The 25,034-nt window shown below is 61.4% G+C and carries 28 protein-coding genes; 11 read left to right on the top strand and 17 right to left on the bottom strand.

Annotated features, from left to right (window positions below; all coding sequences use genetic code 11):
• Window positions 1-5: 5 nt before the first annotated feature.
• Both B0E55_RS12970 and B0E55_RS12975 read right to left on the bottom strand, forming a co-directional pair.
• Window positions 6-635 (bottom strand): response regulator, encoded by a 630-nt coding sequence (locus B0E55_RS12970; protein ID WP_080909841.1) that lies wholly within the window; start codon window positions 633-635, stop codon window positions 6-8.
• Window positions 632-1,801 carry a sensor histidine kinase gene (locus B0E55_RS12975; RefSeq protein WP_020971031.1) on the bottom strand — a complete coding sequence of 390 codons (1,170 nt, stop codon included), beginning with the start codon at window positions 1,799-1,801 and terminating at the stop codon, window positions 632-634. Before B0E55_RS12975 ends, B0E55_RS12970 begins: the two co-directional genes overlap by 4 nt.
• 184 nt (window positions 1,802-1,985) lie before the next feature.
• Here B0E55_RS12975 and B0E55_RS12980 point away from each other — a divergent pair, with 184 nt between their 5' ends.
• Window positions 1,986-2,576 carry a GlcG/HbpS family heme-binding protein gene (locus tag B0E55_RS12980; RefSeq protein ID WP_070795569.1) on the top strand — a complete coding sequence of 197 codons (591 nt, stop codon included), beginning with the start codon at window positions 1,986-1,988 and terminating at the stop codon, window positions 2,574-2,576.
• Between the two features lie 201 nt (window positions 2,577-2,777).
• The gene (locus B0E55_RS12985; RefSeq protein WP_020971029.1) at window positions 2,778-3,773 is read left to right on the top strand and encodes an alpha/beta hydrolase; all 996 of its coding nucleotides are present in this window, start codon (window positions 2,778-2,780) and stop codon (window positions 3,771-3,773) included.
• Between the two features lie 57 nt (window positions 3,774-3,830).
• Here the strand turns inward: B0E55_RS12985 and B0E55_RS12990 are convergent, their stop codons facing one another.
• From B0E55_RS12990 to B0E55_RS13000, 3 genes are all read right to left on the bottom strand, one after another.
• A complete protein-coding gene (locus tag B0E55_RS12990) occupies window positions 3,831-4,946 on the bottom strand; it encodes an NDMA-dependent alcohol dehydrogenase (RefSeq protein WP_021331791.1) in 1,116 nt (371 codons plus the stop codon).
• A gap of 79 nt (window positions 4,947-5,025) precedes the next feature.
• Window positions 5,026-6,753, bottom strand: coding sequence for a PucR family transcriptional regulator (locus B0E55_RS12995; RefSeq protein ID WP_020971027.1), 1,728 nt, complete (start codon window positions 6,751-6,753; stop codon window positions 5,026-5,028).
• Between the two features lie 77 nt (window positions 6,754-6,830).
• Entirely contained in the window at window positions 6,831-8,240 is a 1,410-nt protein-coding gene (locus B0E55_RS13000; protein ID WP_080909842.1) for an ABC1 kinase family protein, read from the bottom strand.
• Window positions 8,241-8,372: 132 nt separating this feature from the next.
• Here B0E55_RS13000 and B0E55_RS13005 point away from each other — a divergent pair, with 132 nt between their 5' ends.
• From B0E55_RS13005 to B0E55_RS13025, 5 genes are read left to right on the top strand one after another with little or no spacing between them, the layout of a single operon-like run.
• A complete protein-coding gene (locus B0E55_RS13005; RefSeq protein ID WP_007729752.1) occupies window positions 8,373-8,792 on the top strand; it encodes a MerR family transcriptional regulator in 420 nt (139 codons plus the stop codon).
• A gap of 46 nt (window positions 8,793-8,838) precedes the next feature.
• Window positions 8,839-10,215, top strand: coding sequence for an MFS transporter (locus B0E55_RS13010; protein ID WP_021331794.1), 1,377 nt, complete (start codon window positions 8,839-8,841; stop codon window positions 10,213-10,215).
• A complete protein-coding gene (locus B0E55_RS13015; RefSeq protein ID WP_080909843.1) occupies window positions 10,212-11,231 on the top strand; it encodes an ABC transporter substrate-binding protein in 1,020 nt (339 codons plus the stop codon). Before B0E55_RS13010 ends, B0E55_RS13015 begins: the two co-directional genes overlap by 4 nt.
• Before the next feature lie 21 nt (window positions 11,232-11,252).
• Window positions 11,253-11,972, top strand: a complete 720-nt coding sequence (locus B0E55_RS13020; protein WP_080909844.1) for a 2OG-Fe(II) oxygenase — start codon at window positions 11,253-11,255, stop codon at window positions 11,970-11,972.
• Window positions 11,962-12,255: an Ada metal-binding domain-containing protein gene (locus B0E55_RS13025; RefSeq protein ID WP_078377346.1), complete on the top strand. Its 294-nt coding sequence runs from the start codon at window positions 11,962-11,964 to the stop codon at window positions 12,253-12,255. Before B0E55_RS13020 ends, B0E55_RS13025 begins: the two co-directional genes overlap by 11 nt.
• On the opposite strand, the gene B0E55_RS13030 is transcribed toward B0E55_RS13025, so the two are convergent.
• The 3 genes from B0E55_RS13030 to B0E55_RS13040 are packed head-to-tail and all read right to left on the bottom strand — an operon-like array spanning window position 12,218 to window position 13,516.
• Entirely contained in the window at window positions 12,218-12,646 is a 429-nt protein-coding gene (locus tag B0E55_RS13030) for a VOC family protein (RefSeq protein ID WP_021345757.1), read from the bottom strand. The two genes, B0E55_RS13025 and B0E55_RS13030, sit on opposite strands and share 38 nt — an antisense overlap.
• Before the next feature lie 40 nt (window positions 12,647-12,686).
• On the bottom strand, window positions 12,687-13,169 hold the full coding sequence (locus tag B0E55_RS13035; RefSeq protein ID WP_029256428.1) for an SRPBCC family protein: 483 nt from the start codon (window positions 13,167-13,169) through the stop codon (window positions 12,687-12,689).
• Between the two features lie 2 nt (window positions 13,170-13,171).
• Window positions 13,172-13,516, bottom strand: coding sequence for an ArsR/SmtB family transcription factor (locus tag B0E55_RS13040; RefSeq protein ID WP_029256427.1), 345 nt, complete (start codon window positions 13,514-13,516; stop codon window positions 13,172-13,174).
• 94 nt (window positions 13,517-13,610) lie between these two features.
• Here B0E55_RS13040 and B0E55_RS13045 point away from each other — a divergent pair, with 94 nt between their 5' ends.
• The gene (locus B0E55_RS13045; RefSeq protein ID WP_080909935.1) at window positions 13,611-14,267 is read left to right on the top strand and encodes an alpha-ketoglutarate-dependent dioxygenase AlkB family protein; all 657 of its coding nucleotides are present in this window, start codon (window positions 13,611-13,613) and stop codon (window positions 14,265-14,267) included.
• A 5-nt stretch (window positions 14,268-14,272) separates the two neighbouring features.
• Here the strand turns inward: B0E55_RS13045 and B0E55_RS31895 are convergent, their stop codons facing one another.
• From B0E55_RS31895 to B0E55_RS13060, 3 genes are all read right to left on the bottom strand, one after another.
• Window positions 14,273-14,419, bottom strand: a complete 147-nt coding sequence (locus B0E55_RS31895; RefSeq protein ID WP_189637336.1) for a hypothetical protein — start codon at window positions 14,417-14,419, stop codon at window positions 14,273-14,275.
• 147 nt (window positions 14,420-14,566) lie between these two features.
• The gene (locus B0E55_RS13055) at window positions 14,567-15,685 is read right to left on the bottom strand and encodes a hypothetical protein (protein WP_080909846.1); all 1,119 of its coding nucleotides are present in this window, start codon (window positions 15,683-15,685) and stop codon (window positions 14,567-14,569) included.
• A 362-nt stretch (window positions 15,686-16,047) separates the two neighbouring features.
• Window positions 16,048-16,890: an NAD-dependent epimerase/dehydratase family protein gene (locus tag B0E55_RS13060; protein ID WP_080909847.1), complete on the bottom strand. Its 843-nt coding sequence runs from the start codon at window positions 16,888-16,890 to the stop codon at window positions 16,048-16,050.
• A gap of 86 nt (window positions 16,891-16,976) precedes the next feature.
• Between B0E55_RS13060 and B0E55_RS13065 the strand changes: the two genes are divergently transcribed.
• Window positions 16,977-17,621: a ScbR family autoregulator-binding transcription factor gene (locus B0E55_RS13065; RefSeq protein WP_019745609.1), complete on the top strand. Its 645-nt coding sequence runs from the start codon at window positions 16,977-16,979 to the stop codon at window positions 17,619-17,621.
• Between the two features lie 38 nt (window positions 17,622-17,659).
• Here the strand turns inward: B0E55_RS13065 and B0E55_RS13070 are convergent, their stop codons facing one another.
• The gene (locus B0E55_RS13070; RefSeq protein ID WP_080909848.1) at window positions 17,660-18,547 is read right to left on the bottom strand and encodes a ScbA/BarX family gamma-butyrolactone biosynthesis protein; all 888 of its coding nucleotides are present in this window, start codon (window positions 18,545-18,547) and stop codon (window positions 17,660-17,662) included.
• 167 nt (window positions 18,548-18,714) lie between these two features.
• On the bottom strand, window positions 18,715-19,374 hold the full coding sequence (locus tag B0E55_RS13075; RefSeq protein WP_080909849.1) for a helix-turn-helix transcriptional regulator: 660 nt from the start codon (window positions 19,372-19,374) through the stop codon (window positions 18,715-18,717).
• A 520-nt stretch (window positions 19,375-19,894) separates the two neighbouring features.
• On the opposite strand from B0E55_RS13075, the gene B0E55_RS13080 reads away from it, so the two are divergent.
• Window positions 19,895-21,394: a flavin-containing monooxygenase gene (locus B0E55_RS13080; protein ID WP_080909850.1), complete on the top strand. Its 1,500-nt coding sequence runs from the start codon at window positions 19,895-19,897 to the stop codon at window positions 21,392-21,394.
• 85 nt (window positions 21,395-21,479) lie between these two features.
• Here B0E55_RS13080 and B0E55_RS13085 read toward each other — a convergent pair whose 3' ends face one another.
• Window positions 21,480-21,950, bottom strand: coding sequence for a hypothetical protein (locus B0E55_RS13085; protein ID WP_070385227.1), 471 nt, complete (start codon window positions 21,948-21,950; stop codon window positions 21,480-21,482).
• 77 nt (window positions 21,951-22,027) lie between these two features.
• Here B0E55_RS13085 and lexA point away from each other — a divergent pair, with 77 nt between their 5' ends.
• Window positions 22,028-22,717 (top strand): transcriptional repressor LexA, encoded by a 690-nt coding sequence (gene lexA, locus B0E55_RS13090; RefSeq protein WP_020909365.1) that lies wholly within the window; start codon window positions 22,028-22,030, stop codon window positions 22,715-22,717.
• Window positions 22,718-22,730: 13 nt separating this feature from the next.
• Here the strand turns inward: lexA and B0E55_RS13095 are convergent, their stop codons facing one another.
• Genes B0E55_RS13095 through B0E55_RS13105 form a run of 3 tightly spaced genes read right to left on the bottom strand, consistent with a single transcriptional unit; the run spans window position 22,731 to window position 25,007 of the window.
• The gene (locus B0E55_RS13095; protein WP_019745603.1) at window positions 22,731-23,144 is read right to left on the bottom strand and encodes a (R)-mandelonitrile lyase; all 414 of its coding nucleotides are present in this window, start codon (window positions 23,142-23,144) and stop codon (window positions 22,731-22,733) included.
• A 29-nt stretch (window positions 23,145-23,173) separates the two neighbouring features.
• Window positions 23,174-23,560: a DUF2255 family protein gene (locus B0E55_RS13100; RefSeq protein WP_021331807.1), complete on the bottom strand. Its 387-nt coding sequence runs from the start codon at window positions 23,558-23,560 to the stop codon at window positions 23,174-23,176.
• Window positions 23,535-25,007 carry an MFS transporter gene (locus tag B0E55_RS13105; RefSeq protein WP_080909851.1) on the bottom strand — a complete coding sequence of 491 codons (1,473 nt, stop codon included), beginning with the start codon at window positions 25,005-25,007 and terminating at the stop codon, window positions 23,535-23,537. The genes B0E55_RS13100 and B0E55_RS13105 overlap by 26 nt, the downstream gene beginning before the upstream one ends.
• Window positions 25,008-25,034: the final 27 nt, after the last annotated feature.

Genomic DNA, 25,034 nt, shown 5'->3' on the forward strand with positions numbered 1-25,034 from the left:
GCGGGTCAGCGTATTCCGTCGCGGCGCAATGCGACGGACACTGCGGCAGAGCGGGTTTCGACGCCGAGCTTGGCGTAGATGTGCCCAAGATGGGTTTTCACCGTCGCTTCGCTGATGAAGAGTGCCTTACCCAGCTCGCGGTTGGTCATCCCCTCGGCGAGCAGGCTGAGCAGTTCGGACTCACGGGCGGTGAGCGCTTCCTGCGGGCGCTGCATCTGCTGGACAAGACGAGAGGCCACAGTGGGAGAGAGAACGCTGCGCCCGGCTACCGCGCCGCGCACCGCGCCGAAGATCTCGTCGGGCGTTGAGTCCTTGAGTAGGTAGCCGATGGCACCGGCGTCGACGGCTCGCACGACGTCGGCGTCGGTGTCGTACGTCGTGAAAACCAGTACGGGAACATCGACACCGTCGCTTCGCAGGTGTTTGATCGCTTCTGCACCGTGCATGCCGGTGCCCATGTCCAGATCCATCATCACCAGATCCGGTGAGGCCGACGGTATCGCCGTGGCCGCCTCCTCGCCGGACGATGCTTCGCCGACTACTTCGACGTCCGGCTGAGTGTTCAGCAGCGCTCTCAGCCCGGCTCGCACGACCAGATGATCGTCGACGAGGAACACGCGAATGGTGGTGGTCACCGGATCCTCCGTTCGAGAGGGAACTGGGCCGCGACGACGGTGCCGTCTCCCGGTGCACTTTCCACGGTGAACGATCCGCCGAGCTGTGCGATGCGACTTCGCATCGCACGTAGGCCGTATCCACCGTACCGAGAATGGTCGGCGAGCTTTCCCGGATCGAAGCCGACGCCGTCGTCGAAGATGTCCACGGAGACGGAGTCGTCGAGATACGTGATCGTCACGCCCGCCGTTTCGGCGCGAGCGTGGCGGGCGATGTTGGAGGACGCGCTCGAGACCACTCGCACGATGGCATGAGCTACGTCCGAGGGCAAGATGACGGCTTCACCGACGGTGCGGATCCGAACGGTCGGGACGAACTGGCGGGCGGCGGCCACGACCAAGGCGTCGAAGTCGCCCGTACCGCCCTTGGCCGGTGCCAGATCGTGGACGAGGTCGCGACTCTGCATCAAGCTCGTTCGGATGTTCTCTGCTGCGGCATCGACATCGGCTCGAGACGGCGAACCCGTTGTATTCCAAGTTTGTTCGGCTGCCTCGAGTCGTAGAAGAGCGCTCGCCAGTCCCTGAGTAACGGTGTCGTGGATTTCGCGCGCGAGGCGCTCTCGCTCTGCGGCAACGCCGGCAGCACGTTCGGTATCTGCCAATGCAGATTGCGCTTCTGCTACCTGACGTAGAAGCCGAAGGCGTTCTCGGGCATCTCGTTCCATCTGCCCGTACGCTGCCGCGACCAGTGCCGCGGTGCACAGAGGTCCGAGCAGTGTCACCAATTCGGCACGACCGGTGACTCGGTAGAACGCGATTCCGGCGAGGACGCCCAGGATCCCGACGAGGGGGTAGGCGATCTTGCTCGGGTACAGACGAATACAGAGGAAGAGAACGGGGAACGCACACCACGCGAAACTCGGCGCAAGCCAGACCAGCGCTGCCCAGGTGCTCAGTACCGGCCACATCCACAGTCGTTGGCGAACCACATCTCGCGAAGACACCGTAGCCATGACGGCGTAGAGCAAGGCGAGGACCACGGCCAGGACGAGTACCACCCCGAACCGACCGCTGGTCCCGTGGACTGTGACGTACCGGACTCCTGACGTGGACAGCAGTACGAAGAACGACGCGTGGATCGCATATGCCAACGGGCCGCGCAGGCCGAGTTCGGCGTCGGCGTTCATGGCTCCGTTACTCATCCCTCGAATATTACGGAGGGTGCCAGGCCGTCGTATCAACCATTCGGATGATATCTGCACAACCAGACGGGGCACGGTTCGTCACCCGAGCGCCCGATGTGCGCACCCGCACTCGGACGCGACGCTGTAGTGGACGGTTTCGAACCATTCGACTGAAAGTGTGCCCGACATGAACCACCGCATTTACACACGACTTTCCCGTACGCTCGCTGTCGCCGTTCCGGTTGTCGCAATCCTTGCCAGCGCCGCGTGCTCGACCACCGACACACCGGTGGCGAACGCATCGAGCACGACGTCGATTTCTGCCACGCAGCAGCCTGCTGCGACCGGCGATTCGGCGATTGTCACTCAGAATCGACTCAGCGCCGACGCAGCAGTGAAGGCTGCTGGTGCGGCCCTGGCGAAATGCCGGGCGGACGGGCTCGGATTTGTCACCGTCTCCGTCGTCGACCGTGCGGGAAATGTCATCGCCATGGTGCGCGGCGACAACGCAGCCCAGCACACGGTGGAGGCCTCACGTGAGAAGGCTTACACCTCTGCAGCTTTCGGAGCCGACACCAGTGACCTCTCGCAGCGTACCAAAGGCGAGGGATCGACCATCGCCGACCTCCCCGGCACTCTCTTCCTTGCAGGTGGAGTCACTGTGAAGGCTGGATCCGCGTCGATCGCCGGCATCGGTGTCGGTGGTGCACCGGACGGAATGCAGGACCAAGCGTGTGCTGCAGCAGGTCGTGTTGCGATCGCTTCGTCACTCGGCTGAGTGAGCGCATTCAGCGTGCTTCGTGAATTGTGCTTTTCGCCACCTGGATTCGCTCGGCACGACAGTTGTCCGATTGTTGCGATGACCTCGACTTTGTAACACCGGAGCCCCCGGAAAGGGACAAACACGTCGACAGTGGAACCGACGATGCACTTACCGAAGCGAGTTTCTTGATGCGCAGTTTCGGGGAAAGACACAACCTTGCAGAGAATCAGATTCAGGTTGCCCGAACGCAATACACGGCGGGCGCGGGTGCTCGTAGCGGCGTTGTTGTCGATATTCCTCCTCGGCGGCATGTTCGGTCCGACCGCCGCGAGCGCTACTCCGGCGCACACGGCGCCATGGGGTGGTTACGACGAGTTGTGGGTCCCGTCTTCGATGGGAAACATCAAGGTTCAGGTGCAGTGGGCCGCGCGGGGCGGCAACGCCGCGTTGTACCTACTTGACGGTCTTCGCGCGCAAAACGACAGGAATGCTTGGAGTTTCGAAACCAACGCACTCGATCAGTACCGCAACGACAACATCACGTTGGTGATGCCGGTCGGCGGTGAGTCGAGTTTCTACACGGACTGGTACGCGCCGTCCAATTTCAATGCTCAGCCCATAACGTACAGGTGGGAAACATTTCTCACACGCGAGCTTCCGGACTTCCTTGCAGGGTATGGTGTTTCACCAACCAACAATGCGATCATCGGGTTGTCGATGGGCGGCAGTGCCGCGTTGAACCTGGCGGGGCATCATCGGGATCAGTTCAAGTTCGCGGGCTCGCTGTCCGGCTACATCAATATCTCGGGCCCGGGTATGCGTGAGGCGATCCGCGTAGCCATGTTCGACGCCGGCCGGTACAACGTCGATTCGATGTGGGGCCCGCCGTGGTCATCCGGGTGGCTTCGCAACGACCCGTTCGTCAACGCGGAATCGCTTCGCGGACTGTCGATGTACATTTCGTCGTCCAACGGCATCCCGGGACCGTACGATCATCCGTCTGCGCCGATCGATTACTTCCACACGGCGACGGGTATGGGGCTGGAGGCGCTCTCGTGGGTGCATGCGCGTGCATTCGAGATTCGTCTGAAATCCATGGGAATCCCAGCGACGTACAGCTTTCCGCCCGCCGGGATTCACTCCTGGCCGTATTGGTCTGCTGAATTGTGGATGGCCAGAGGACAAATTCTCGACACCATGAACGCCTGGTGACGCAGATGTGAGGATCTCTCCGGACTGGCGTATGCGTCAAGTCCGGAGAGAACTCGCTCAGAAGGTGATGATTCCGCGCAGGTTGCGACCGGCATGCATGTCGGCGAAACCGTCGTTGATCTGGTCGAGGCTGTACCGGTTGGTGATGAGTCCGTCGAGTTCGAGCTTGCCGCTGGTATAGAGATCGATCATCCAGGGAATGTCGGCAGTGGGATTGGATGCGCCGAACAAGGATCCTTGAATTCTCTTCTGGTACAAGGTGAGTTCCATCAGGCTCACGGGAATGCCGATGTCCGTCATCTTCCCGAGACCGGTGACGACGCAAGTTCCTGCTTTGCGGATTGACGAGAACGCCTGCGCGACATGTTCTCCGGTGGTGACGCCGACGGTGACGATGGCGGAATCCGCGCCCTGGCCGTTGGTGAACGAGCGCGCGATGTCCGTGGCTTCCTCCATGGTGGCCACGGCATGGGTCGCCCCCAATTTCAATGCACTGTCGCGCTTGAACGCAACCGGGTCCACCGCGATCACGTGGGCGGCGCCGGCATGCGAGGCGCCCTGTACCGCGTTGATTCCGATTCCGCCGACTCCCATGACGATGACGGTCTGCCCGGGGTACACCTGAGCGGAGTTGACCGCGGCGCCCCAACCGGTTCCGACGCCGCAGCCGAGCAGACACAAAGCGTCGAGCGGCAGGTGCTTGTCGACTTTCACGGCCGAGAGAGTGCTGACCGTGGTGTATTCACTGAAGGTGGACAGGCCGCAGGTTTGTGCGACTGGCTGACCGTCGAGAGACATTCTGTAACTAGAGGTTTCGCCGGGCCTGCTGCCGGTCATGATGGCAGCACCGTTGTCGCAGAGGTTCTGGATTCCGCTTGCACACCAACGGCAGCGGCCGCAGGCGGCGAGGAACGAGAACACGACATGATCGCCCTCGGACCATCCTTCGGTGTTCGGCCCGACCTCGACGACGATTCCGGCGCCTTCGTGTCCGCCGCAGATGGGATAGCGGCCGACTCCGTGGTCGCCGCTGGCGATGTGATCGTCCGAGTGGCACAGGCCGGAGGCGACCATCTTGACAGTGAGTTCGCCGCTGCGGGGTGAATCGAGTTCGAGGTCGACCACCTCGTATGTGCCTGGTGCTTGGCGAATGACGGCTCCACGAGTGCGCAAGTTGTCTCCTGAGGTGAGAGTTGTTCTTCGGCTACCTCAGTTGTCTACTCGAGAGTTCAGGACGGGCTCGAGGCCCATCTCACTGATCGGACGTTTCGTATTTTTCGGATTCGTCCGGGGTTCGTCCCAAGATGGCGAGTTGCAGTTCGGTGAGCAGTCGTGTGTCCGGCTCGTCCAACGAAATGCCCATGATCTGTTCAGCGCGCCGAATGCGGTAGCGCAGCGTGTTCGGATGTACTTTCAGAGACGAGGCGGCCTTCTTCACATCCCCGAAAGCTGTCAGGTAGGCCGTGAGCGTGAACTGCATGTCAGAGGTGTTCTTGTCGTCGTAGGAGACGAGTCTGTCGATACGAGGGTCTCGCAATCGCTCGTGATCGGCAACGAGGTCGAGTATCTCGCCCAGCAATACCGCGGTGCGTGACGCCGCGAGTGTGGTGACCTTCGAGGTTTCGTGATCATCGGTGGTATCGAGCACGCGGTCCACCTCTCGACGCGCCTCGGGTACGCCGTGCAACCGCGCGATCGGGACCGCGACTGCGGCGCGCACGCTGATGCCCGCACGGTCCTCGACTACTCGCACGGTGTCGTAAGCCCAGTCGCTGACAGCGACCTCGTGGTCGGCCTGAGGGAACAATACGTAGATCCGGTTGTCGATGATCGTCGTGACCGCGTCGCTGCGGAATGCGCTGGCGCGCAGGCGCAAGGCGTTGGTGATTCGATCGAGATTCGATCCGGGTGAGAGTGATGTCGCAAATCCGATGACCGCAGACGGTCCGTCGGTGTTGATGCCGAAAGAACCGGCCAGCGAGTGCATGTCGACCCCACCGGAGCGAACACCGAACAGCCTTTGCACTTGGGCATTCTCGCGGCTGGAGGCGTCCAAGGTACGCATGAGAATGCGTGCGGCGACCGCCGCTGCACCCCGCAATACCGCTTGGGCGTCGTGGGAAAGAGGTTCAGAGGTGCGCTGCACCCAGATGCTGCCGAGATTGTGTTGGTGTGCAACAGAACCCGTCGGCGCTGACAGGTCCGGGCGGGTGATGCTCACAGCCAGCCTCTGCGCGGCGCCGATGCTCGGCTCGGAGGGCAGACTGATGACCTCGTCCGATCGCCTGAGATGCTCGAACACGCCTATGCTCTCTATCCATTCGGTGTATTCGATCGGCCACTCCCGGCCGAGTATGGAGAGCTGACGGAGTTCGTCTTCGCCTTCGTGAGCAGAGGAATATGCGATGACATGGAGTGCCGTGTCGTCGATCGTCACGAGTCCGCCAGTCAATTCGGCGATCGTTTCCGAGAGCGCGAACAGATCCGAATCACCACCGGCCACAGCTCCTGCGACGGCCCGCGAACGGTACATGCTCTGTGTCAGAAGCCGTAGTACGAGCGAATAGACGTGCCCGGAACTAGCCTGCGGATGTACCGCGGCCACTGCGATCCCGATGTTACGTGCGGCGGTGAGAACCGTCGTCGCCTCGCGCGCATTCTTGACGAGCAGAAGCTTCGGGCGACGCCTCGCCGGCCTGCCTTCGAACTTTCGCAGCCACTGCGTCAACGTCGATTCGGGAACCCCTACGGGGAGGTAGATGTCGGAGATCGCACCACGGCTGTCGGTGCCGTCGATATCGGAGGACTCGACGAGGGCGATCGAACGGATTTCGACATCGAGTCCATCCGGGCTTTCCAGAAGTTCGATCACGGACTTGTCCGTGGAATGCATGAGGGCGCCGAGGGTGGTGCCGACACTCGGCCCGTTATTCCTCGGACCTGTCGACGCTTGCGGGAGGGCTACAGAAAGTGGCTGCACATTTGCTCCTCGGCCGGTGGGTCATTACAGGCTAACCCCGACAGACGAAATGCAGAATAAGGAAATAGGGGACAAATTTATTCGTCAGGCATGGTGATGCCGAGTTCCTGCACCTTTTCGGCGACTGCCTCTGGAAAAACGTTCTTGAACAGATAAAGGTCTTGTCCGATCACCCAACCAGGTGCCAACGCCGTCGCATATCGCTCGAAGTATCCGAGTTGTTTACCGAAAAGAACCAATTCCTCGGGACTCGCAACACCCCACTGCTTGCCCAATTGAATCAGTGCCATGATCAATTCACTGAGCTTGAGTTCACCGAGGTCACGGCCGAGAATCGGGGCCAGGGCCGTTGCGACCTGCATACCGAGCTGATCGTCGTCGACTTCGTAGTCAGTTGCATATCCCAAGGATCGAATTCCGCGGGCGACACGGGCGAAATCACCGTCGATGAGGGTGGCTCGGAACATGTCGGAAAGGATGGATCTCCAGGTCTCGGGAAGGACGCCGACGATGCCGAAGTCGAGCATCGCTATCCGGCCGTCGTCGAGGACCCACAAATTTCCCGCGTGGACATCTCCGTGGAACGGACCGTGAACGATGACCGATTCGAGCCAGACCTTCACTCCGCGTCGGATCAGCATGCGGGCTTCGTCGATGCCGTCCGGACCGGCGACGAACCGATCCAGTGGAACGCCGCGCATGCGTTCCATACAGATGACGCGGGGACCACAGTAGTCCCAGTACACCTCCGGTGTCGTGACTCCTTTGTTGTCACCGAATGTGCTGATGTTGTTCCGGAATGTGGTCTGCCGGTCGGCCTCGACCGCGCTGTTCAACTCCGTCATCGTTGCATTGTGCAGATCGCGAATGATGGCGGTGGCATTGGCAATTCGAAGGAACTCGACAAACTTCTCGAGGATGTTCGCACCCCAGTACGCCGCCCGCAGGTCGATCAGCATCCGCGCATAGATGTCCGGACGCTGGATCTTGATGACGGCTTCGCGGCCATCGTGCAGAACGCACGCGTGTACCTGCGCTACCGACGCGGCCGCGAGAGGTACGTCGTCGAATTTCGCGAACAGGTCGTCTACGGAGTATCCGAGGTCCTCGTGCACGACGCTTCTGGCCTGCTCGGCAGGAAATGACGGAACGTCGTCGAGGCAACGTAGGCATGCATTGGCGACGGGGGCCGGGAACAGGCCGGACGACGACGCGACCAGTTGACCGAGCTTGACGAAGGTGGGACCCAGCGCGATGAAGCCGTCGACCATCCCGTCAGAGGCAGCGTCAGCCCACGTGCGTCCACGCTTGCGGAAAGGCCGCACGATCAGTGCCAGCATGATCGACGTCGACAACACGACGGCGATGATCGCGGAACGCCACAACTGGGCGAGGCCGAAGCGTTCGAGGTCCGGCATGTGGACTTCGAGGGCAGTGGCGGGCACTCCTGACGAGTACGGCCCGACAGGTCGCGTTGGATCCAGCACAGCTCTCCCTCGTTCAACGAGCGCATCCAGCATTTTGCCGTGAGATCACTTACGCGACCCCTTCCGTTAGTCAGTATGCCAAGTCACACATAACTGCCGGAACCGCCTACGCGTTCAGCCTACGATCGGTGAATGCGTGAGCACTTGATCCCGATCGGCGAGGTTGCAAAATCGTTCGGAATTGCGGCTTCGACCTTGCGCTATTACGAGGACGAAGGACTGCTGTCCGCGCGGTCGCGAACTGGCGGCAAACGCTGGTACGGGCAGCGTGAGCTGCGCCGGCTGGCATTGATCCGGATGTACACCGAGACGGGAATGTCCTTGGAACAGGTGCGGTCCTTCATCGAAACCGACACCACGTCCGACCAGTTCTCGACGGTTCTCGCAGATCAAGTGTCGACACTCGAGGCGCAGATCGCCGCTGCTACGCGAGCGAAACTGATCCTCGAGCATCACCTGACGTGTCGGCAAGAGCGTCCGATGCAGTGCCCGTGGTTGCTCGAGCAGCTCGACATACGCGTCGAAGCGGCGCTTGACTTCAAGTTGACTTGAACCTCCATAGTTAGGGCGCACTTACCGCCCTATCCGGAGGTTGACCATGTCGGCACGACGATGGCTGCCGCTCATCGCCGCATGCATCGGAACTTTCCTGTTACTGACGTACGCCACCATCACGACAATCGCAGTGCCGGCCATCGCAGTCGGTTTGGACGGCAGTACGGGCGCGATGTCCTGGGTCGTCGACGCCTACACGCTGGCTCTTGCTGCGCTTCTGGTGGGCATGGGCGCACTCGGCGATGCGTGGGGACGTAAACGCCTCTACATCTGCGGACTGGTCGTGTTCCTGGTTGCAACGGCCGTGTGCGCGATTGCTCCGGACGTCACGGTTCTGGTCGTTGCTCGCGGCGCGCAAGGAATTGCCGGTGCGGCGATGTTCGCGACGCTCCTGCCTCTGCTCGGCGACGCATATTCGGGCCGCGATCGTCACGTCGCCTTTGCTGCGTGGGGCGCCGTCGCTGGATTGGCGGCGGGAATCGGGAACGTTGCAGGAGGGCTGCTGACGCAGTTCTTCGACTGGCGTGCGGTCTTCTATTTCGGAATCCCCGTGGCCGCAGTAGCGCTCGCAATGGCTGTGTTCTGTTTCGCCGACAGTGAGCGCGGCGACGACAACATCGACTGGGCCGGAATCGTTTTGTTCACCCTCGCTGCCGTTGCCGCGGTTCTCGGCGTGACGTGGGGCGGCGACATCGGGTGGGCTTCGTCGTCGACAGTTCTTGCCTTCCTGATCGCAATCGGTGCGCTGACGGCGTTTGTGTCCTGGCAGCGTCGAGGCAGCAGTCCGATGCTCGATCCGGCATTGTTCCGATCCCTGAAATTCGACGGCGTCCTCGTCGCTGCGTTCGGGTACTACCTCGCGGCCTACGGCCCGCTCGTAGTCCTTTCATTGTGGCTGCAGAACGGGCTGGAACTGTCGGCATCGGCGGCCGCACTCGTGCTCTCGATTCAACCGCTCGCTTTTGTCTTCGTGTCGGCGCTGTGTGGATCACGGCTTCAGCGAGTCGACCTTCGACTGTCGCTCGGATTCGGGACGGTTCTCTGCGGAATCGGTTGCGTGGCCATGCTGTACGTCCTCGCCGAGCCGGTCTGGCCCGCGCTGATCGCCGGGCTGATTCTGACCGGTGTCGGTTCCGCGATGGTGTCGCCGGTGCTGCCGGGTGCCGCGATGTCGGACGCCCCGGCAGAGCGCGCCGGGACGGCTTCGGCGACAGCCAACTCGTCGCGTCAATTCGGGCTTGCCGTCGGAATTGCGTTGTGCGGCTCGCTCTTCGTCGGTCCGGACGAGTTCGCCTTGCTGTGGCCGTTGGTCTTCTGTGCCGGCGTCGGAATGCTCACGGGTTTGGTGTCGATCCTTCTCTTTTCTCGTTCGTCAACTCCTGCAACAGTTCAACCAATCGCCGAAAGGGCACACACATGACCACGCTGTTCACTCCACGACCGCACCGGCGTCTCGAGATGGACTGGAATCGCCGCAGGTTCCTCGGCGCTGCAGCAGGATTGGCTGCTGCGCTGGCAGCGGCCGGTTGCTCGCGTTCGGACGCAGACGCCGGGGGCGAAGGCGATGCAGGCTGGTCCTTCACCGATGATCGCGGCAACCTGATCGAATTGGATTCACCGCCAAGGACATTTGTCACCTACACCGGTATTGCGGGTGCTCTCTGGGATTACGGACTGGTGCCTGTCGGTGTTTTCGGGGCGCTGACACGATCACCGGGATCAACGGACACCAGCATCTCCGGCAACTTGGATTTCTCGAAGACCGACATGGTCGGGCAGCTCTGGGGACAAGTGGAACTCGAGAAGATCGCTGCGCTGGAGCCGGACGTCGTCATCGTCCCTCAGTTGCGTGGTTCGGCACTACTAGACGAGGCGAACTTGGATGCGGTGAAAGGCTTGTCGACAGTACTGTTCGTGGAAACGGCAGCAGGAACCATCGACCGAACCGTACAAGAGATCGTGGAACTGGCCGTGGAACTCGGAGCGGACCAGGATATAAAGGCTCAGCGAAAAGACTACGACGCTGCGCGTGCGCGGATCTCCGAAGTTGCTTCTTCGCTGAATAATTCACAGGTTTTGTTCGCCTCCGCAGATCCGGACACGATCCGTGTCAGTCTTTCGGGATTCCCGATCCTCGCAGACCTGGCGGGATTGGGACTTGCCGTCGTCGATCCGGCCGAGGGATCGTCGGTCTACGTCGAGAAACTGGCTTGGGAGATGGCGGACCACTATCCGGCCGACATGATCTTCCTCGACGATCGCCCGTCCAGTTTGCAACTGGATACACTCGGCACCAATCCCGCGTGGTCCAACTTGCCCGCAGTAAGGGCGGGGAAGATCGGGACCTGGAATCCGGAACCCGTGCTCAGTTATGCCGGGATCGCCCGTACGTACAACAATCTGGCTGACCAGCTGCTGGCATTCTCACATTCCTGACCGCCGCGTCGTCTACGACGTATGGACCTCTTCACCGATCTGTCTGCTCGAGTTGATTCCCTCGATTGGCCTGCGCTGATCGAGGGAATCAACTCCAGTGGGTGTGCCCAGACGGCGCCGATACTCGACGAGTCGGAGTGCCGCGAAATTGCTTCCTGGTACTCGGACGTCGACCGGTTCCGGAGCACCACCGACATGGCTCGATACCGCTTCGGCCAGGGGGAGTACCGGTACTTCGGCGATCCCGTACCGGAGCCGATCACGGCTATGCGATCCGCCTTCTACCGACACCTGCTGCCCGTGGCGCGGGAGTGGGCGTTCAAGCTGGGCGAGGGTGCACCGTGGCCGGATTCATTCGAAGAATGGATCGATCAGTGTCACGACGCCGGTCAGAATCGCCCTACTCCGATCCTTCTGTCCTACGGACCTGGTGACTGGAATGCATTGCATCGGGACTTGTACGGAGAGTTGGTGTTTCCCTTGCAAGTCGTGATCGGGCTCGACAGACCTCGCATCGACCACGCCGGCGGCGAGTTCTTGCTCGTGGAACAGCGGCCGCGTGCCCAGTCGAAAGGGACGGTGACAGTTCTCGAGCAAGGTCACGCGTTGATCTTCACCACGCGGGATCGACCGGTGCAGAGTTCGCGGGGGTGGTCGAGAGCCCCTGTGCGACATGGTGTCAGTGTGGTGCACTCCGGCACGCGTCGAACATTGGGATTGGTGCTTCATGATGCCGAGTAAAACGTACACTCTCCGCGACGCTCGCAACAAACCCTACGAGAGTTCGACGCCCGGTGTGCTTGGTGGGCACCGGAAAACGAAGATCTACGGTCGACTCGACTGTCGAGGGGCTGCGCAGGCAATCGCGCGTGGTGGGTATGTCGCCAGTCGGGTGTTCTTCGCGGACGAGCCGACCGCGATTGCGGCCGGCTATCGCCCTTGTGCCGTCTGCATGCCCGAAGGTTACGCAGCCTGGAAGGCAGTTGCTACGCGCCGAAGCGGTCGCGGTACTCCTTCGGAATGAGCGGCTTGTCGCCGCGGACCTTCAGCTGCTGGACAGCCCAGGTATTGCCGTCCGGGTCGGCGAATCCGAAGAAGGTGCCCCCGTCGCGCTCGTCGAAGACGGTGACCTCACTGGCATCGACGCCGCGGTCGATGAGCTCTTGGCGAGCCGTTGCAGCGTCGGCCACGACCAACTGCAATCCCTTCAACGAACCAGGGGCCATCTCGGTTTGCGACGGCAGGTTGCCGATGACGATCGAGCAGCCCGAACCACGCGGAGTGAGCTGGGCGACCGTCATGTGTTCGTTGACGGTGTGGTGGTCGAGATCGAAACCGACCTTGTCACGGTAGAACTCGATGGAGCGGTCGAGGTCACTGACGGGAACGATGACTACTTCGAGGGTCCAGTCCATGAAACTGCCTTTCGCTGAAGAGGTTCGGGCAAACAGGTGGTCAGAGTTGCGCGACGATCTTGTCCAGGCGTTCGTAACCTTCGGTGACGCCGAGCTCCATATTGCTCTCGATCATTCCGTCTCGCGCTTCGAGGCTCGGATATACGGAATGGCCGGAGAGGCGGGTGCGTCCGTTGCCCAGGTCCTCGAACGTGATCGATTCGATGCTGACGACGTCGGGAAATCCCTCGTATTCGAAGGTTTGGATGGCAAAGTCGTTCTCGCGAACAACGTGAAATACACCGTTGAACCGGAACTCTTCGCCCTCGGGGTTGCGATGGACGTACTTGTATCGACCGCCGCTCACGAACTCGTATTCGTCGATTTCCATCTCGTATCCGTTGGGGCCGAGCCACTGCTTGACCAGTTCGGGATTCGAATGAGCTGCGAAGACGGCACTGACGGGTGCGTCGAATTCGCGGGTGATGTCGATGTACGGCACGCCCTCAGGAGCCGTGATGCTGACGGGATTGGTGGTAGCCATGGCTAAGTCTCCTTCTGTGTGGTGCTGAGTAGGTGATCGAGCTTGCGGAACTGTTGTTCGTGGATCAGTCGATAGCGGTCGATCCAGGCGGTCAAAGCCTCGAGAGTTGCGGCGTTGAGATGTACCGGCCGCCTCTGGGCTTCGCGGCTGCGAGTGACCAAACCCGCGGCTTCGAGTACCTGAATATGTTTGGAGACGGCCTGTTTCGTGATCTCGAATGGCTCGGCCAACTCGTTGACCGTGTGGGGGCCGGTGCTCAGGCGGGCGATGATCCGCCGTCGTACCGGGTCGGCAAGCGCCATGAACGCTTTGTCGAGGCGCTCGTCTGCCCCTGGATCCACGATCACTTGTCAATCATCTCCTTTATCAACCAATCTGTTGATTACGATACGAGCCTAGGCGGAGGGTGTCAATGCTTCGAAACCGATTAGCGTGGATTTCATGAACGCTCTGATTCCTCGGCCACGAATGGAAGTGGCGCCAGGGGCGATTCTCGTTCCGGATTGGCTCAGCATCGAACAACAGCGCACCTTGGTGGCCGAGTGCCGACGGTGGGCGACCGCGCCCGTGCCGATGCGCTCGGCCGTCGTCCCTGGTGGGCACAAGATGTCGGTGCAAACAGTCTGTCTCGGTTGGCACTGGCAGCCGTACAAATACACGCGCACCGCCGACGACGTGAACGGTGAACCGGTTGCCGCTGTGCCCGACTGGCTCGTTGGCCTCGGCCGTAGCGCAGTTGCCGCGGCCTATGATGATCCGACTGTGGGGGAGCGGTACACGCCGGACACTGCGCTGATCAATTTCTATGACGAGGGCGCTCGGATGGGTATGCATCAGGACAAGGACGAGCGCTGCGACGCTCCCGTCGTCTCACTGAGCGTCGGGCAGAGTTGTGTCTTTCGATTCGGGAATTCCGAGAACCGGAACAAGCCGTACACCGACGTCGAACTCCATTCGGGTGATCTCTTCGTCTTCGGTGGGGAGTCTCGGTTCGCGTATCACGGAGTGCCGAAAGTTATTGCGGGAAGTGCAATTCCCGACATTGGTCTGCCGTCCGGGCGGCTGAACATCACCCTGCGGGATACCGGAATGTCGTGACTGTCTCACCCCTGCTGTGCCACTGGTGCAGTCGGGTCGAAGTCTGCGCTCGAAGGTCCGTCCCCGACCATCTCGATCAACTCGGTCGACGGTGGAGTTGGCAGCGTGCGCCAGCGCTCTCGTTCGAGGTTGTGGGGTTGTGTCTCGTTCATGCCCTCATTGTCGACTTCCGGCTCCGATCCACCAGTCGGGGATGGGCCGGGTGCAAATCGGTAGGCCGTTGAGGTTGACCCGACCCGGAGGGCAACTGCGATCGATTCCTCACGGAATCTCATGCCTAGCAGACCCTCACGTGTGGGTCATTGCTGCGATTCCAGCGTCCATGCGGGCTGGTCGGTCACTTCCGGGCCGTCGTGCAGCACCCAAACACACGGCTCGGAGATGTAGGTGGCAGCATCGGTGAACCAGTATGTTTCGTCGGGTGCCCAGCCCGCGATGACGCTCGCCGTGTCGGCATCGACCTCGATCGCGATTCCTGCCGCCGCCAGGTATCCCGTCACGGTAAGGTGCACTCCCTCAAAACTTTCCGCGACCTGCACCCAGTCCGGGATGACCCACCTGCCTGATCGGTCGGTCGTCCGGTACCAATCGTGCCGCTTCTCCGCGGTGACCTCGAGTGGGAACCGTCTGCACAGATCCGACCAGGCTTGTGCGCTGTCGATCTCGTAGATGCGTGCGCCAGTCGGTGGCCGCAATGCTCGCACGACGACCCGTTCCCATCCCATGCTGTCTTCGACGAACCACAAGCCCGCCGGAGTCCCGTCGAACAGCGCCCTCGTCGAACCCTGAGTGGGTGGATTCGACCACCAATAACCTGACCAGTTCGCCGCGGGATCCACCGGGCGGTCACGTTCAGCTCTCGCTTCCGATTCCAGGGTGCTCGTGCGCCACTCGCTGAGGAGTTGTTGCGCAGCAGGCACTTCGTCTGTGTCCGGAGATTCCTCACCTCTGCTCATGATCGACCCTTGGTCGGATGAGGCGAGCGAGGTTGACCACCACCGCGCGCATTCGGAGCCGGCAATGTGCTCCGCGACGCGTCGAAGCTCATCTTGCATAACCTCGGTGGCGACGAGGACGTCTTCTCCGTCGGGTTCCTGCCAGTAGCGTGCCGCATCGACGGCTTCTGCGAGGGCGGAGCGTAGATCGACGGCGGTGACGTCGGGGAGCGAGATTTCCGAGAGGCTACGCGCCACATCCTCGGCGGTGACTATTGTCCGCCGGGCCTCTTCGGCGCCCGGGCCGAACAACACTCGGGAGGTGCCTTGCCTGACGTCGAGGTGATAAGCCGCCCGGTGAGCGCTGATGCGGAACATGCCGTCGCCTGGCTCGGGCCGCAGGGCGCGTTCGGCGTCGATCGCGTACGCGAGCAGCATCCGGCGCCCGCGCGGTCCCGACAGCAAAATATCCGCAGTGAGCATCTGTTCTCCCGTTTTCTGGTTCAGATGACGGTAGCCGAGGTCGGCGAGATGGAGAGGTTTCTCCCGTGATTTCAGAGTTCCTGGCCGTTTCGTCGCGCACGACGTAGATCGTCACACGCTGCATTCGGCGGCGAAGGTGGACGGAAGGGAACCCCCGGCTGCTGCCAGTCGCGTGAACGCGGCCATTGTTGGTGGGCGCGACCACTGCCGTCATTGTGCAGTCATTGTTTTCGTCCATCAGAGCTCGCACTGTTCGTCTGTAGTGACAGCGCAATAGGTCCTGCTCATTGCGCAGGATGATCCCGAATGAGAACTGAAAAGTTTGGGAGGCAGTTATTTTGGCGAGAGCAACCTTTGTGCCATCAGTACAGTCTCGACCGAAACCAGTGATCGAGACTGATCATGTCTATCTTGTGCATGTCGAGACCCAGCTGGGCGGCAACTTTCACTGCGTCGGCGCGGGGGATAGAGCTTTGGGGCAGAGTCCAATTGGTCTCGCGCGCATGATGCTCGAGAAGGTCGATGACTGTCCGCGGGACAGGTTCGTTGACGTGAAGTGTTGAGCCGTAGCGAAATTGCTGTTCTGTCGACAGTTTGTAGATAGATCGGGCGAGTAGGTTTACGTCGACTACTGACAGGATCGCGCTACCATTGTCGATGATCGAGTCGAGTCGAGAGACGATTCGCGTCAGTGTCGGCAGAAACCATCTGTCGCCGGGTCCGTACACGAGATGGGGCCGGACGACGAGGCCTCCGGCGTCGCGCACGAACTCCTCGGCGAGGGCGCGCGTGCGGCTGGCAGGTGAGAGGGGTTTGAGAGGTGCGCCGTTGACGGGCAGGTCTCGAAACGGGCCTGGCCCGTACACCGCGGCGGTGCTGACGTAGAGCAGCCGTTCGACGCCGACGGCGGCGGCGATCGACGCAACGTTTCGTATGCCGTGTTCGTTGACGTGAACGCACTGTTGTTCGTCGTCGCCCACGTACGACACGCAGCAGATGACGGTGGACGCCTGGCTCATAGCAACTCGTAGAGAGGCGCTTTCGTTGATGTCACCGATAGTGGCGGCAATTCCGTTGCGGCTGAGTTGTTTGGCTGCGCTGTCCGTGCGAACGAAACCGATTGCAGCGTCTCCGTTCCGGGAAACCAGCTGGTTCATCACTGCTGAGCCGATGAAACCAGTGGCCCCGAGTACCAGAGTCGTCACGGTGTGTCCGTGTCGAGGGCGTTGCTGCCGGGTCTTTCGACGTATCGTTGAGATTCATTCCGTCGGCAACGAGAGCTGGGTAGATCATGCAGGAGCGTGCGGTCCTCACGCGCCAGGCCGTCATTTTGGGTGCTGCGAAGAGCTTCGAGAAGTTCGGGTACTCCGCCAGTCTGGGCACGATCTTGCAACACGGGGGCGTGTCCAAGGGTGCGATGTATTTTCATTTCGCGTCGAAGGAGGAGCTTGCGCACGCGGTCATCGCAGCGCAGCACGGTATGGCGATGGAGGGTACCCGGCGGGTTGCTGCGCATTCCGACATCGCGGTCGAAACCCTGGTGCTCGTTTCGCAGGAGATGGCTCGGCAGCTTGTGACCGAGCCCATCGCGCGAGGTGGCATGCGGTTGACGATGGAGATCGGCAGTATTCAAGGTCCCATCGAACAGCCGTACCTCGATTGGATCGAGGCTATCAAGCAGGTGGCAACGCAAGCGGCCGAAGCCGGCGATATCGTCCCGGGCACCGATATCGACGCGTTGGCTCGATTTGTGGTGGGGTCGTTCACCGGAGTGCAGATTCTCTCGGAAATGCTTACGGGCAGAACCGATCTGTACGAGCGGTTGAGTCAGATGTGGAACTTGGTGCTGCCAACGATTGTCCGCGAGGACAAGTTGGCGCACGTCATGCAACTGGCGGCGCTTGCACCGAGAGAGTGGGAACCACCGAGCGTTTGACGTGGATGACGCGACGAGCAGAACGTGTTCGTTCCCTCTCATAGTTGGTCCGCAACTGTAAGTTCAAGTTCCGCGGTGGTTTCCAGATCTTGAGTGAACCGAACTCGGTGCACATGGCCTGACGCGTCAAGGAGGGTCGTTGACACCTCGCACGGCGTTTCCCATTCAGTGAACCTCGGAAAGACCGCCGAGAGTGAGGCGATCTTGGTTGCTGGGTTGCCGATGTGGAATCGGACCGCTTGTCGGGCGGCCTCGAAAAGAATCATTCCTGGGATGTGGTCGACGGGGTGGTCGAAAAGGGAGTGGTTGCGCGGATCGGGAGTGCAGAACATCGTGTGCCGAGCAGGATCAGTGCTGATGAGCACATCTCCATCGGTTAGGCGTCCGACTCGCTCCGATCCGACCACCGCGGTTCCGGAAGGAAGGATGCGCCGGCTCGGGCGGTGGTCTTCTCGTCCTTGCCGAATTCGACGGTATCCCTCGGGGCTGACTCCTCGCGCAACAGCTTTGCATCTGGCGACGTGCCGGTTGCCCTCTCTGAGGATCCCCGACACTTCGACCCCCGAGACCGCTCCGTCGCGATGAGTGAGGTTGTCCGCTGTCATCGAGAAACTCAACGGCTCCGCGACTGGTTGCACGTCGAGCGCATCCAACATCTCGAAGCTGAATGTTTCCATGAGGAACTTGTAGTGCAGTGGAATCTCGTATCGGGTGTGGCAGAGAAGCACCACTGCCTGTCGAAATGCTTCTGCCACCCCGAGTGGATCGTGTTGCTCGCTCGATACGTCGAATATCCGGTGCGAGAGCGGGAGTTGCACAGCAACCTGGTACGCCGAGTCCGATTCGATCCGGTAGTCCGTCAAGAAAACCTCGGCAACAGCATGTCTGTGGACGAGATGCCGCGGCACTGTGCGTGTGTATTCCATTGATTGAATGCACCTTTCGATGTTCGCTCGTGTCTTCGGTGTCGTGTAGGAACCAATTTTCGACGTCCGGACACGTCGTCGAATCGTCAAAATTGACGATCTTTGCGAAGGTCGAGTTCGATCAGGGGTAGCACCCATCTCAACGAGTGTGTCTGGGGCACTTCCTGCTAGAAGCGTCCGATCCGAAGTTCCAGTGGGTGTCTGCGTGCGTCGTGACCAGAGCGGCGGAGCATCGCGCATGCCTCCAGTTGGGAGTGCACCCCCAGTTTCTGCAGGATGCTTCGGACGTGGGCGCGAACCGTGGTCGGTGCGATGTGGGCGGTTCGAGCAATCGAGTCGACATTCGAACCGCCGTAGAGAAGACCCACGATCTCGAATTCGCGATCGGTGAGACTGCCGATTCGTGCGGATTCTTCGGTGCGCAACCGGATGCGTTGTACGAGCGAGGACTTCTCGTGTGCAGGTTGAGTGGAATTGGGGTTGAGTGCGGCCTGCAGCTCATCGAGCAGCGATGCGAACGGGAGTTGAGAGTTGAGCGCGGAGTGGGCGCCCGCAGCAAGCCCCCGAATCATGGAGCGGCCGCTACTGAGATCGCCGACCAGGACCGATCCCTCGAGTGTGGAAAGCTCCTTCTCGTGCCAATCGACGCCCCCGAGTGGTAGGAGAACAAGCGCTCTACCGTGATCGCTGGTGTGGTGCCTTAACAGGCTCATGTCTGCGGTTTGTGGCGCGGAATAGGCCCTGGTGCTGATTCCGGCAGCGATTGCATTGGCGAACCCTCGATCGCTATGAGTGGTGTACACCGTGACTGTGCTGGAGTGTGTCATAGCGACTACATCACCGGTGGAGGTCCAGTCCGCCCGTTTTCCTCGTTGCGAATCCAAAACCGTTGGTTTCAGCGTGGTTTCGTCAGCGGGCTCGTTATCGGAGTGACCTCTCCGCTGATGCGCACGAAGGGTGACAGCGATAGCGCAGTTGTCCGTCCGCCCATGGAGACTCGCGCGTCCGACACCTGATGGTGTGCCCGCGAATTATGCTAGGGCGCTGAATATTTGGGCGACGAGTATCCCGCGTAGACGAGCCATGGGACGTTCCGTCGACGATGTGAACGACTCTCCAATGGCTCGAGGCATTCAGGCGTCTCGATCGAGTTTCCGCGAGGCCGGTGCGTCCCGCTCTCAATGTTCTGTGCCCAGTCGGGTCGAGACATTGACTGTTACCGCCAGTTGCACATACCCTGTACATTGGCGCTGACCTTAGGGAACCCGGCCTGAACCGGCCGATCGTTCTCGGCCACTGCCGACGCCAGATGTAGCTTCGCGACGACCTACGAAACGAGTTTCCTCCATGACACAGCATGTCGACGTACTGATCATCGGCGCTGGCTTGTCCGGAATCGGCGCGGCTTGCCACCTCATTCGTGAGCAGACCGGAAGCACTTACGCGATCCTCGAGCGCCGCGAGAACATCGGTGGCACCTGGGACCTGTTCAAGTACCCGGGCATCCGTTCGGACTCCGACATGCTCACCTTCGGATTCGGTTTCCGTCCTTGGATCGGCACCAAAGTGCTCGCAGACGGCGCCAGTATCCGTGACTACGTCGAGGAAACCGCCAGGGAATACGGCGTCACCGACCACATCAACTTCGGCCGCAAGGTCGTGTCTATGGACTTCGACCGTACCGCCGCGCAGTGGTCCGTGACCGTCCTGGTCGAGTCGACGGGGGAGACCGAGACGTGGACCGCGAACGTCCTCGTCGGCGCCTGTGGTTACTACAACTACGACAAGGGCTACCGCCCCGCCTTCCCCGGTGAGGACGACTTCCGCGGTCAGATCGTGCACCCGCAGCACTGGCCGGAGGATCTCGATTACACCGGAAAGAAGGTAGTGGTCATCGGTTCCGGCGCCACCGCGATCACGCTGATCCCGTCGATGGCCCCCACCGCCGGTCACGTCACCATGCTGCAGCGCTCGCCCACGTGGATCCAGGCGCTTCCGTCCGAGGACCCTGTTGCCAAGGGTCTCAAGCTCGCACGCGTTCCCGACCAGATTGCTTACAAGATCGGTCGAGCCCGCAATATCGCACTGCAACGCGCCAGCTTTCAGCTTTCTCGCACCAACCCGAAGCTGGCCAAGAAGCTGTTCCTCGCCCAGATCCGCCTGCAGCTCGGCAAGAACGTGGACCTGCGTCACTTCACTCCCAGCTACAACCCGTGGGATCAGCGCCTGTGCGTGGTTCCCAACGGGGACCTGTTCAAGGTGCTCAAGAGCGGCAAGGCCGACATCGTCACCGACCGTATCGCCACGTTCACCGAGAAGGGCATCGTGACCGAGTCGGGCCGCGAAATCGAGGCCGACGTCATCGTCACGGCGACCGGCTTGAACGTACAGATTCTGGGCGGCGCGACCATGAGCATCGACGGCGAGCCGGTCAAGCTCAACGAGACTGTGGCCTACAAGAGCGTGCTCTACTCCGACATCCCGAACTTCCTGATGATCCTCGGCTACACCAACGCGTCGTGGACGCTCAAGGCTGACCTGGCCGCGTCCTATCTGTGTCGCGTGCTCAAGATCATGCGCGATCGCAGCTACACGACTTTCGAGGTTCACGCAGAACCCGAGGACTTCGCCGAAGAATCTCTCATGGGCGGAGCCCTGACCTCGGGCTACATCCAGCGCGGCGACGGAGAAATGCCGCGTCAGGGTGCCCGCGGCGCGTGGAAAGTGGTCAACAATTACTACCGCGACCGCAAGCTGATGCACGACGCCGAGATCGAAGACGGTGTGCTGCAGTTCAGCAAGGTCGACATTCCTGTCGAACCTGGTAACAAGGTCGCCAGCGCATAGTCGACTCCACCGGGGGTGAACCGGTCGCACCACTAGGGACGTCGGTGAATGGGCTGGTGATGTTGCGTCGACGTCCCCGAGCGCGTCACGGGGTTTGTGATCGGTGAGTTCGCTTCCGCGTTCGTCGGTTGTGCACAACCACGGGAAGAACATAGACAGCAACCATGATCACGGCAAGCAGTCCGAGGTAGAGATAGGGCCAGGTCCAGCCCGCTGCTCGAATGGCCAGCAACGATCCGCCCATGATCAAGGGCATCCCGGCCGCGGCGAGCAGGTCGACGTCACGGGGCGAGACGGGTGGGGTTCCGAGCAGAGGTACGCGGCTGCCCGAGTTTTCTCTGATCGTGCGCATCACTGACATGCAGTAGAGGGCGGCGCCGGCGATCGCGATCACCGCACCAAGTGCAACTTCGACGACGCCGGTTCTCGTGGACATCAATGCGTAGGCAAACACGCCCACCGTTGCCAAGGTGACCGGCGCCGACTTCCAGATCGGCGTCGACGCATAAGTGTCGGCGGGAACGCTCACCGAGCGCATCGGTTCGAGAGGCTCCATGAGCTCAGCGTGCCATGCGCCACTCGGGAAACAAACTGCCTGTGCCGTTTCTGGCAGGCTGCGGCTGCCTGGATTGGATGTCGGGACCCCTCACTACGATTCTCGTCGTGACCGATTACGACGATCTCGACATGTTCGGTGGCCTCGACGCCTCCTCCCTGCCGCTCCGCCAGCAGCAGATTCTGATGACCATCCGGGATCTCGTGGCTGCCAACGGGTGCACGCCGAGCACACGGCAGATCGGAGACGCGGTTGGTCTGCGCTCGACGTCGACGGTATCCAAGCACCTCAAGAGCCTCGAAGAAAAGGGCTTCCTCCGTAGGGGAGCGGCCATGGCTCGGCAGTTGGACGTGCGGCCGTTCCTCGTGGGAGCGAAGGAGCAATCGTCGTCGAATACGGTGACGGTTCCGGTCGTCGGTGACATCGCGGCCGGCGCGCCGATCCTCGCGGAGGAGCACGCCGACGAGGTGCTGGCGCTTCCTCGCGAGCTCGTGGGCTCCGGCACGGTGTTCGGACTTCGGGTGCGCGGTGAGTCGATGGTCGACGCAGCAATCTGCGATGGCGACGTCGTCGTGGTGCGGCGCCAGGACGAGGCCCACTCCGGCGAGATCGTCGCCGCGATGATCGACGGCGAGGCCACCGTGAAGGTGCTCCGACGCCGCGACGGTCACGTGTACCTCGAGCCTCGTAATCCCGCATACAGCGTCATCGACGGCGATCGCGCGGCCATCTTGGGCAAGGTTGTTTCGGTGATGCGACGTATCTGAGTGGTGTCCGGTCTCAGCGATGGTTGGCGCGGGGACCGTTGTATTCCTCATCGGTGACTTTGTCGCCCCATGTCGTTTCGGTGCTTCCGTCGCCGGGTCCTTCCCACAGCGCAAGGTGGGTCATGAAACGGTCGGGTGCCGCGCCGTGCCAGTGTTCCTCTCCTGCCGGGGTATAGATGGTCTCGCCCGGGTGAACTTCGACGATCTCGCCGCCGCGAGCTTGAACCAGCGCGGTCCCGGAGACGATGTGGAGGGTCTGCCCGAGGACATGGGAATGCCAGTCGGTTCGCGCACAAGGTGCAAAGCGAACCATGTTGGCGCGCATCCTCGACGGCTCCTGGCCGGCGTAGATGACGTCCCACCAGACGTCGCCGGTGAACCAGTCGCTGGGTGCTTTGCTGGTGGGCTGGGGCTTCAAGATTTCCATGAGGTCTCCTCGGAATCGAAAGGGGCGGTTCAGTTCTGCGTCAGCGGAACAAGTCGAATGGTGTTGGGTGCGGCGGCGCGGCCGGTGACGGAGCCGACGATCTGCGGGCCGTAGCGGTCGTACTTGGTGTGGTAGGCGGAGTCGATCGCCGAGTGCGCATCCGGTGCGGCGGACTCGAACGCCACGTCCCGCTCAATTCCTCCTGCGCGGATTCGGCCCCTTCCACTTGCCGTTGCTCGGACGAACCACGGGTTGTCGGTTCCGTATGCCGAGCGCACGTACAGTTGGTTGTCGGCACGGACGACCCAAATCGTGACGTACGGCCTTGCGGTGCCGTCGCGGCGGTACGAGGAGATCTGCAATTCCTCGGCACCACCGATCTTGGTCAGTTCAGCCTCGGTCCACGAGTGCGACATCTCGGCTTCCTTTCTCCTGTTCGAATTGCTTTGTGGTACTTCGCGTTCTCGTAGCCGGGACGATCAGTGCGAGGACGACGACGAGACAAGTGGCGAGCAGGGCGGTGCCTGCAGTGAGAGCAGTTGATACGTGATCGGTGAGTGCCGTTGTAGCGTCGTCGGCAGAGGCTCCGGCGCCCGCGGAAACTGCGACGAGGATGCCGAGTCCGAGAGCACTGCCCAGTTGGTGTGCAGTGTTGACCAATCCTGATGCGGCACCGGCATCCTCGGCCTCTACCCCGGAGATACCGGCAGAAGTCAGCGGAGCGAAAGCCAACCCCTGCCCGGCGCCGATCAATATCATCGGAAGTGCTATCGCAGTGAGATACGTGCTGCCGGGATGGACCAGACTGAGCCACGCCATCCCGGCGAGGGTGACGGCAATGCCAATCGACAGAATTGCGGAATTTCCGAATCGCGGTGTCAGTCGCGGAATCAGCATCGCCACAGCAAAATTGACGATCGTCATCGGGAAGAAGGCGATGCCTGCTTGGAACGCGCTGAAGCCCATGACGCCTTGAAGTAGCTGAGTGGTGAAGTAGAAAAATCCGATCATGGCGCCCAGATAGAGCATTCGGGCGGCGTACGCGCCGGATCGCTCCCGGCTGCGGAACAACCTCAGTGGCATGATCGGCTGCTCCGCCCTCGCTTCGTTGAGGAAGAGCAGGACCAGTAGGATCGCCCCAGTCGCCAGTGTCGCAACAGTGATCGGTGAGGTCCACCCCGCTTCGGCCGAGTTGACGGTGCCGAAGACGAGTGCGGTCATGCCGAGTGTGGCGAGAACAGCGCCCGCCACATCGAAACGTCCGGAGTTGGGTTCGGTTTCCGGAATGAACCGGGGAGCGAGCGCGATCATCGCGATACCGATCGGAACGTTGATGAAAAAGCCTGCGCGCCAAGACACCCAGTCGGCAAGGGCGCCGCCGATCACGAGCCCGAGGCTGGCGCCTATTCCCGCAGCAGCGCCGTACCAGGCAACAGCGCGCGTTCGCTCCGGGCCGGGCGGGAAGCTGGCAGTCAGCAGTGACAGCGACGCCGGGGCCACCACTGCGGCTCCGACGCCTTGGAGAGCGCGCGCTGCGATGAGCCACCAACCGTTCGGCGCGACTCCGACGAGAAACGACGCAATCGCGAAAATCGCGAGACCGGAGACGAATACGCGACGACGGCCGAAGATATCCCCGAGACGAGCGCCCAGCAGGAGAATGCCGCCGAACACCAGGGTGTAGGCGTCCTGGACCCAGGACAGCCCGGTTGCCGAGTAACCCAAGCTGCTTTGGATGCTGGGTAGCCCGGTGAAGATGATCGAATTGTCTAGCAGGATCATGAAATAGCTGATCAGAATGATCGCCAGGATCGCGGTGGAATTGATGCGACCGGCAACGGGACGGTTGGCAGTGTGGGTCACGCGCTTCTTCTTCGCAAGTGGTGGACG

It is taken from the genome of Rhodococcus sp. 66b (assembly GCF_002076325.1).
Lineage (GTDB): Bacteria > Actinomycetota > Actinomycetes > Mycobacteriales > Mycobacteriaceae > Rhodococcus_F > Rhodococcus_F erythropolis.

Excerpts from the sequence above, each read along its gene's own strand:
- B0E55_RS12975 (WP_020971031.1), bottom strand. The coding sequence starts at position 1,801 with ATGAACGCCGACGCCGAACTCGGCCTGCGCGGCCCGTTGGCATATGCG.
- B0E55_RS12980 (WP_070795569.1), top strand. The coding sequence starts at position 1,986 with ATGAACCACCGCATTTACACACGACTTTCCCGTACGCTCGCTGTCGCC.
- B0E55_RS13005 (WP_007729752.1), top strand. The coding sequence starts at position 8,373 with ATGCGTGAGCACTTGATCCCGATCGGCGAGGTTGCAAAATCGTTCGGA.
- B0E55_RS13010 (WP_021331794.1), top strand. The coding sequence starts at position 8,839 with ATGTCGGCACGACGATGGCTGCCGCTCATCGCCGCATGCATCGGAACT.
- B0E55_RS13015 (WP_080909843.1), top strand. The coding sequence starts at position 10,212 with ATGACCACGCTGTTCACTCCACGACCGCACCGGCGTCTCGAGATGGAC.
- B0E55_RS13020 (WP_080909844.1), top strand. The coding sequence starts at position 11,253 with ATGGACCTCTTCACCGATCTGTCTGCTCGAGTTGATTCCCTCGATTGG.
- B0E55_RS13025 (WP_078377346.1), top strand. The coding sequence starts at position 11,962 with ATGCCGAGTAAAACGTACACTCTCCGCGACGCTCGCAACAAACCCTAC.
- B0E55_RS13030 (WP_021345757.1), bottom strand. The coding sequence starts at position 12,646 with ATGGACTGGACCCTCGAAGTAGTCATCGTTCCCGTCAGTGACCTCGAC.
- B0E55_RS13035 (WP_029256428.1), bottom strand. The coding sequence starts at position 13,169 with ATGGCTACCACCAATCCCGTCAGCATCACGGCTCCTGAGGGCGTGCCG.
- B0E55_RS13045 (WP_080909935.1), top strand. The coding sequence starts at position 13,611 with ATGAACGCTCTGATTCCTCGGCCACGAATGGAAGTGGCGCCAGGGGCG.
- B0E55_RS31895 (WP_189637336.1), bottom strand. The coding sequence starts at position 14,419 with ATGAACGAGACACAACCCCACAACCTCGAACGAGAGCGCTGGCGCACG.
- B0E55_RS13055 (WP_080909846.1), bottom strand. The coding sequence starts at position 15,685 with ATGCTCACTGCGGATATTTTGCTGTCGGGACCGCGCGGGCGCCGGATG.
- B0E55_RS13065 (WP_019745609.1), top strand. The coding sequence starts at position 16,977 with ATGCAGGAGCGTGCGGTCCTCACGCGCCAGGCCGTCATTTTGGGTGCT.
- B0E55_RS13070 (WP_080909848.1), bottom strand. The coding sequence starts at position 18,547 with ATGGAATACACACGCACAGTGCCGCGGCATCTCGTCCACAGACATGCT.
- B0E55_RS13075 (WP_080909849.1), bottom strand. The coding sequence starts at position 19,374 with ATGACACACTCCAGCACAGTCACGGTGTACACCACTCATAGCGATCGA.
- B0E55_RS13080 (WP_080909850.1), top strand. The coding sequence starts at position 19,895 with ATGACACAGCATGTCGACGTACTGATCATCGGCGCTGGCTTGTCCGGA.
- B0E55_RS13085 (WP_070385227.1), bottom strand. The coding sequence starts at position 21,950 with ATGGAGCCTCTCGAACCGATGCGCTCGGTGAGCGTTCCCGCCGACACT.
- lexA (WP_020909365.1), top strand. The coding sequence starts at position 22,028 with ATGTCGGGACCCCTCACTACGATTCTCGTCGTGACCGATTACGACGAT.
- B0E55_RS13095 (WP_019745603.1), bottom strand. The coding sequence starts at position 23,144 with ATGGAAATCTTGAAGCCCCAGCCCACCAGCAAAGCACCCAGCGACTGG.
- B0E55_RS13100 (WP_021331807.1), bottom strand. The coding sequence starts at position 23,560 with ATGTCGCACTCGTGGACCGAGGCTGAACTGACCAAGATCGGTGGTGCC.